Consider the following 5184-nt stretch of genomic DNA (forward strand, 5'->3'; position numbering starts at 1 on the left):
ACTCCTAATCATTCGGCCATCTCCCTTAAAAGTATTGCACACACTTTTAAGATAGCCGGTCTTTAGGCGTGGGTCAATTTTTGCCCGGCGTATAGGTCTATTTTACTCCGGCGGTGACAACGGAGAGTGCATGGGGCGAGACATCCAGTACCTGCGCCAGGGCAGCAGTCAAGTCTGCCTTAGGGGTTCTTGATCCTGTTTCGTACTGTGCCAGGCGCACATCTGCGGACTTCTCCGGGAAGCCCAGCGCCATACCGAGATATTTCTGTGTCATCCCCCGCAGGAGACGGAAAAAGTGAATCCGTTCGCCAATCGCCATACATCCAGCTCCCATCTATGGTTGTTCTTATATGCAACATAGCATATTTGTTTAGGATTGTCAAGATAATCTAAGCAAATTTATTTAATAATTTTTCTTCTAAAAGGCTTGAACTAAGCTTATATGTATAGTATTATAAGGATGCTAAGCGGATAAGCTTAGATAATATAACGCATCAAATGGCCCGCCAGATTTTTGGTTGCGAAACGGAGAAAAAGTGGCGGACATAAGTAAGGAGGTATTTATGATACACAACACTTGCAGGCAGCAGTCACCACCAACAAAGAAAGGAAGGGATTTACCATGGCAAATCAGATTTTTATGCGTGTGGACGAAGTGGCCGAAGAGCTGGGGGTATCCGTCCCCTACGCCTACAAGCTCATCCGGCAAATGAACGAGGAACTGGCGAAAACCGGCTGCATCACGATTTCCGGACGGATCGACCGCAAGTTCTTCCACGAGAAGTTTTACGGAACCAGAACCGAGACGGCGAGAAAGGGGGAGTAATTTATGGCGGCGTTCAAGAACAAGGACAACGGCACCTGGTATGTGCAGTTCCGCTACACCGACTGGAAGGGTGAGCGCCAGCAGAAGCTCAAGCGTGGTTTTGCCACTAAGCGAGAGGCGCTGGAATGGGAACGGGAGTTCCTGATGGAGAAGCAGGCCGATGTGAACATGACCTTTGAGAGCTTCGTTGCCCTCTATGAGAAGGACATCAAGCCCAAGCTGAAACTCAACACCTGGCGCACCAAGGAGAGCATTATCCAGAAGAAAATCCTGCCCTATTTTGCCAAGCGGAAGTTGTCGGAGATCACATCCAAGGACATCATGCGCTGGCAGAACGAGATCCGGGAAATGCGGGACTGTCACGGCAAGCCCCTGTCAAAAACCTACCTTAAGACGGTTCACAATCAACTTAGCGCCATTTTTAACCATGCTGCCCGGTTTTACGGCCTGAACCTCAACCCGGCCCGGCAGGCGGGGAACATGGGTGCGGAGGAACGGAAGGAGATGCTGTTCTGGACCCGGGAGGAGTACACCAAATTTTCCGAGGCCATGATGGATAAGCCGTTGTCCTTCTACGCCTTTGAGGTCTTGTACTGGTGCGGTATCCGAGAGGGCGAGCTGCTGGCCCTGACCCCGGCGGACTTCGACTTCGAGAAACGCACTCTCACCATCAACAAGTCTTACCAGCGGATCAACAAGCAAGATGTCATCACCACCCCCAAGACGCCTAAGAGCAACCGGGTGATTCAGATGCCCCAGTTCCTGTGTGACGAGTTGCAAGACTACCTCAAGCAGCTCTACGGCGTGGAGCCGGACAGCCGGATGTTTCCCATCAGCAAAAGCTATCTCCATCGGGAAATGGACCGTGGCTGCAAGCAAACAGGGGTGAAAAGGATTCGCATACACGATTTGAGACATAGCCACATCAGTTTGTTGATTGACATGGGCTTTACCGCCCTGGCCATCGCAGAGCGCGTGGGGCACGAGAGCATCGACATCACCTACCGCTATGCCCATCTGTTCCCCACTCGTCAGGTGGAAATGGCCGACAAGCTGGATTCACTGAAAAACGAGAAAGGAGTGTAAGAAAATGTCCAAGAAGAACTATGACAACCACAACCGCTGGAGAAACAAGACGGTGGCCTTCCGGGTGTCGGCGGAGGAAGATCTCCAGCTGGAAGCCCTGGTGAAGCTCACCGGCCTGACCAAGCAGGACTACATCATCCGGCGGCTGCTGGAACGGGATGTGGTGGTCCAGGGTAACCCCAGGGTCTACAAGGCCCTGCGGGATCAGCTGGCCGCTGTGCTGGACGAGCTGCGCCGGATTGAAGCTGGGCAGGGCGTGAGCGACGAGCTGCTGGACATCATCCAGATGATCGCTACCATTATGAACGGGATGCAGGAGGACTTTGCCTATGACCGATGATAAAAAGAAAATGACCGCCCAGAATTCATCTGTTGGCGCAGATGATGGGCAGTCAATCTCTCAAAATTCCAAGACCACTATACCAGACCTAGGCGAAAAAAGCAATTCCTCCGAAAGAGATTTGGAGGAACTTTACCGGAAAATACGCCGTATGAGTGACCCCGCATACCTGCATACTGTGACCCTGGACGAGCTGATGGACAATGTATTTGAGGGCAAGTCTGCGGTGATTGAGAACCTGCTTTATACAGGAGCGTACATCCTTGCCGGAGCGCCCAAAATCGGCAAGTCTTTCTTGGTTGCACAGATCGCTCACCATATCAGTACCGGGCAGGACTTGTGGGGCTACAAGACCCATCAGGGGACTGTTCTCTACTTGGCGTTGGAGGATGACGAGAGCCGGTTACAGCGCCGGATGTTCCGAATGTTCGGAGTGGAGGGGACAAGCTCCCTCCACTTCGCTACCAACGCTAAGATGATCGGCGGTGGCCTGGATGAACAGCTGGAAAAGTTCGTCCGGGAACACAGTGACACCAAACTTATTATTGTGGATACCCTGCAAAAAGTTCGGGAAGCGGTGAGCGACAGCTACAGCTATTCCAGCGACTATGAGGTAATCGGTAAGCTGAAACAATTTGCTGACCGATATGGCGTCTGCGTCCTGATCGTTCACCACACCAGAAAGCAGCCTGCGGGGGATAGTTTTGAGATGATCTCGGGCACCACCGGCTTGTTGGGCTGTGCGGATGGGGCACTCTTGATGCAGAAGGAAAAGCGGACAGATAGCAAGGCCACTCTGGAAGTGGTAGGCAGAGACCAGCCGGATCAGCGGCTGTATCTGAGCAAGGACCAGGAGAACCTAATTTGGAGCCTCGACTATGCAGAGAATGAGCTTTGGAAGCAGCCCACGGACCCGGTACTGGAAGCCGTGGCAAAGATCGTATCCTCCGAGAACCGCGAATGGGAAGGGAGTCCTACGGAGCTGGCCCAGGCGATTCAAACGGATATGGCGGTAAACCGGCTCACCAAGCATCTGAATGTGAATGCCAGCCGTCTGTTGGAAGAACATCAGGTAAAGTACGAGAACAAAAGCAAACACGCCGGACGGCGTATCCGGCTGACCTACATGGTGGTGGAAGCACCCGTGTTTGAAGTAATCGGGTAAAGCGCGACGCTCGCAACGGTCGCGACGGTGTTTTGAGGGGTACTCCCAGCACCGTTGCGACCGTCGCCACCGTCGCGGAAAGGAACAACTGGGGTGGTATTTTACCACCTCATCTTCCAGGAGGGAGCCCCATTTTAGGGCGCCCTAAAAGTACCAGAGGATGTCGCGATTCACGACACCCTATGTCTCGAAACAGAGCACCGGGTACAGGGGCAAAAAGCGTTCGGAGAACGCGCAGCCACAGAATAAAATTCTGTGTTCAAAAGGGGCTTGGGGGCGTTGCCCTCAACAAGCAGACGGCAGGAAATGTGAGTGTGTATTAACACTCGCATTGCTTGCCGGATTTGTGTGTGGCTATCCACACGCATTGCTTGCCTGTATCTAAAACAACCGAAACGCCCCTTGTGCCGCTGCGGAAAATTAACCGAAATTCAAGTATTTGGGAGGCAACGACTATGAGGAAAATTTTGTCCTGTGAGTTCAACCTGGACACTGCCCGCGTAGAGCTGTGTCTGGAGGACGGGACACTGCTCTCCATCGACTGCACGGCCGTGGAGAACGAACTAGCAAACAGTATGTACCAGCGGTCGGAGCTAGACTGGCTGATCTATAATGATCCACTGGCCTATGCTGAGCTGATTTTGAATGGTGACCCGGAACTATATCTAAAGGCTGTAACAAAGAAAGCTCCCTTGGGCTGAATTTCCAATTAAGAAAAAGAAACCCGCCTGCATTCATACCACCTATATGGATGCGGACGGGTTATTTCTATTGAATTTCCTGTTCCAAATTCCGGAACAGTTCAGAATTGAAAAAATCCTCAATCGTGATTCCCAGACCATCGCAGAGTTTCTTGATTGTAGAAACTGTTGCGCTGCGGTTCCGACCACTAACGATGTTGTTTACTGTGGATTGGGTCACACCGCTCATGCTACAGAGCTTGTTGATGGAAATATCGCGCTCGCTGCACAGCTCCAAAATGCGCTCCTTAACAGCTTCACCGATGTTCATGGGTATCACCTCTCTTCACTGATGATGATACCCGGTTCCTCTTGAAAAGATTAACCCTTTTGAGTTAATATAACTCAAAAGGGTTGGGGGTCATAAGATGGATACGAAAAGCTGTTTTTTCATCGGGCACAGAGAGGCTTCAGAAGAGATTTATCCGGCATTGTATGCGGCTGTTGAGCAGCACATTGTTGAATATGGTGTCACAGAATTTATCGTTGGTCACTACGGAGGATTTGACCGCCTTGCAGCATCAGCAGTCAAAGATGCCAAGCGCTTTCACCCAGAGGTGAAGCTCACTTTGCTATTGCCATATCATCCGGCAGAGCGGCCCATCCCAACACCCGATGGATTTGATGGAACATTCTATCCGCCAGGGATGGAATGCGTTCCGCGCAAGGCTGCAATCGTGAGAGCAAATCGATATGTTGTGGATCATGTAGACTACCTCATCGCCTATGCGTGGCACCCTGCCAGCAATGCGCGGGAGCTGGTGGAGTATGCAAAAAGGCGAGAAAAGAAAGGCTCTCTTTTCATAACCGTGATAAAGCATAATGATTCGACATGAAGTTGAGTTTCTCACGAAAGCGTGATAAAATAAATCCAAACATTTCTCGCTTTGGGGGGACTAAAATGGCGAGGTGGATTGCAAAAGTAACTTCCGGTTTGCACGATTTACTTCCGGTTACGGAAAAGTCTTGCAAGACTAAATTCCGGATAAGTTGGGCAGGTAACAAAAACCCGGAAGTTAATTTTACA

The 5184-nt window shown here is 51.1% G+C and carries 7 protein-coding genes and 1 pseudogene; 6 read left to right on the top strand and 2 right to left on the bottom strand.

Going from position 1 to position 5184, the window contains the following annotated elements:
- Positions 1 to 118: 118 nt before the first annotated feature.
- Positions 119 to 319, bottom strand: a pseudogene (locus B5G06_RS13540) (helix-turn-helix transcriptional regulator); the annotation flags it as partial.
- Positions 320 to 622: 303 nt separating this feature from the next.
- On the opposite strand from B5G06_RS13540, the gene B5G06_RS13545 reads away from it, so the two are divergent.
- From B5G06_RS13545 to B5G06_RS13565, 5 genes are all read left to right on the top strand, one after another.
- Positions 623 to 826 carry a DNA-binding protein gene (locus tag B5G06_RS13545; RefSeq protein ID WP_050624082.1) on the top strand — a complete coding sequence of 68 codons (204 nt, stop codon included), beginning with the start codon at positions 623 to 625 and terminating at the stop codon, positions 824 to 826.
- A 3-nt stretch (positions 827 to 829) separates the two neighbouring features.
- Positions 830 to 1912, top strand: coding sequence for a site-specific integrase (locus B5G06_RS13550; RefSeq protein WP_087189580.1), 1083 nt, complete (start codon positions 830 to 832; stop codon positions 1910 to 1912).
- 4 nt (positions 1913 to 1916) lie between these two features.
- On the top strand, positions 1917 to 2252 hold the full coding sequence (locus tag B5G06_RS13555; RefSeq protein ID WP_087189581.1) for a plasmid mobilization protein: 336 nt from the start codon (positions 1917 to 1919) through the stop codon (positions 2250 to 2252).
- Positions 2242 to 3417, top strand: coding sequence for an AAA family ATPase (locus B5G06_RS13560; protein ID WP_087189582.1), 1176 nt, complete (start codon positions 2242 to 2244; stop codon positions 3415 to 3417). The genes B5G06_RS13555 and B5G06_RS13560 overlap by 11 nt, the downstream gene beginning before the upstream one ends.
- Positions 3418 to 3872: 455 nt before the next feature.
- A complete protein-coding gene (locus B5G06_RS13565; protein ID WP_087189583.1) occupies positions 3873 to 4118 on the top strand; it encodes a DUF6061 family protein in 246 nt (81 codons plus the stop codon).
- Between the two features lie 67 nt (positions 4119 to 4185).
- Here B5G06_RS13565 and B5G06_RS13570 read toward each other — a convergent pair whose 3' ends face one another.
- The gene (locus tag B5G06_RS13570) at positions 4186 to 4428 is read right to left on the bottom strand and encodes a helix-turn-helix domain-containing protein (RefSeq protein WP_087189584.1); all 243 of its coding nucleotides are present in this window, start codon (positions 4426 to 4428) and stop codon (positions 4186 to 4188) included.
- 97 nt (positions 4429 to 4525) lie between these two features.
- Between B5G06_RS13570 and B5G06_RS13575 the strand changes: the two genes are divergently transcribed.
- A complete protein-coding gene (locus B5G06_RS13575; protein WP_087189585.1) occupies positions 4526 to 4993 on the top strand; it encodes a hypothetical protein in 468 nt (155 codons plus the stop codon).
- Positions 4994 to 5184 lie beyond the last annotated feature (191 nt).

It is taken from the genome of Flavonifractor sp. An52, from assembly GCF_002159385.1.
In the GTDB taxonomy this organism is placed as follows: Bacteria; Bacillota; Clostridia; order Oscillospirales; family Oscillospiraceae; genus Flavonifractor; species Flavonifractor avicola.